1 protein-coding gene and 1 rRNA gene are annotated in these 1,279 nt (G+C 36.5%); both read left to right on the top strand.

Annotated elements, in window-relative coordinates; all coding sequences use genetic code 11:
- Nucleotides 1-104: ribosomal RNA gene (rrf, locus tag AC1DDX_RS27500) — 5S ribosomal RNA — on the top strand; the annotation flags it as partial.
- Between the two features lie 94 nt (nt 105-198).
- Nucleotides 199-747, top strand: a complete 549-nt coding sequence (locus AC1DDX_RS27495; protein ID WP_172660334.1) for a GNAT family N-acetyltransferase — start codon at nt 199-201, stop codon at nt 745-747.
- Nucleotides 748-1,279: the final 532 nt, after the last annotated feature.

The raw sequence follows: 1,279 nt of genomic DNA, 5'->3' as shown, positions 1-1,279 counted from the left end.
CTATATCGGTGGTGTCTACCTCTTCCCATTCCGAACAGAGAAGTCAAGCCCACCAGAGCCGATGGTACTGCGGTAACACGTGGGAGAGTAGGTCGGTGCCAAATCTTAATGAAGCCTGTAGTTAATCACTACAGGCTTTTCTTGTTTGTAGCATTTTGAACCAGGCTTTTATATATTTGTTTAAATCAGATTTAGGGGATGAGCTCAAATGACATTTATATTTTTAAGTCGGAAAGATTAGGTTTTAGAGATTGGCTTGAAAGTGATATAGATAAACTGGCAAGTATAAATACAGATCCAGATGTAATGAAGTTTTTTCCGGGTATCCAATCTATGGAGCGAACCCGGCAGTTTGTAAGAAGAATGCAGGATTTGTTACGAGAAAGGGGTTTTTGCTACTTTGCAGTAGAAGAATTAGATACAAGGGAATTTATAGGGTTTATAGGATTATCTATTCAAAGCTTTGAATCTGATTTTACACCCTGCGTTGATATAGGATGGCGCTTAGATACAAAGAAATGGTATAAAGGCTTTGCTACTGAAGGTGCAAGGAGATGTATAGCTTATGCTTTTAAAGATTTAAAACTAAAATCAATAAATGCAATAGCTCCTAAAGTTAATGCGCCATCTGTAAACGTAATGCAGAAGATCGGGATGAAAGAAATAAAGATTTTTAATCATCCTTTACTTGAATCTAATGAAACGCTTAGAGAATGCGTACTATATGAGATAGTAGATAACCAGTAAAATGTTATCTTCTGGTAGAATTAATGAATTTCTAAACGATACGTATTGATCTTTTAAGCCCTCTCTGTTAATTTTTCTGGTTGTGGTTTAGYGAGTTAGGGATAWTTTGTAAGAAATAGTGTATAAATGTTTGCGTGGTGGCTGAATTTTCCTACTTTTGCATCCCGCTTCGGAGGAAGGGAAACAGTGAAAAAGGAATGTGAAAAAGAGTTTCAAAAAAGATTTGCAAAACAGAAAAAGATTTCTACCTTTGCAGTCCCAAACAAAACGGGAGTTACCAAACGGAGTTTGTTAACAGAATAAAAAAAGATTGAAATAAAGGAATGGTTAAACAGAAAGCGGGGAGCAATACGACCCTGCAGAAACACAGATCATGATTTTAAAGATATAAGAAGGGGATCCGTGAGGTGACCCGCGAAGTTCATTAAAGAGATGTCATTTATCAACGTAGCGAGGTAAGAAAGTACAGATTCAAAGTACATGAAACCTGCGCTATTATTTTCGAGTCAAGTTCTGACAGACAATACAAAAA

The organism is Pedobacter sp. 10L46_2, from assembly GCF_056395165.1.
The sequence above is the reverse complement of the archived record's forward strand: the minus strand, read 5'-3'. Positions and strand labels throughout refer to the sequence as shown.

Coding starts and splice junctions, on each gene's coding strand:
- AC1DDX_RS27495 (WP_172660334.1), top strand. CDS start 199: ATGAGCTCAAATGACATTTATATTTTTAAGTCGGAAAGATTAGGTTTT.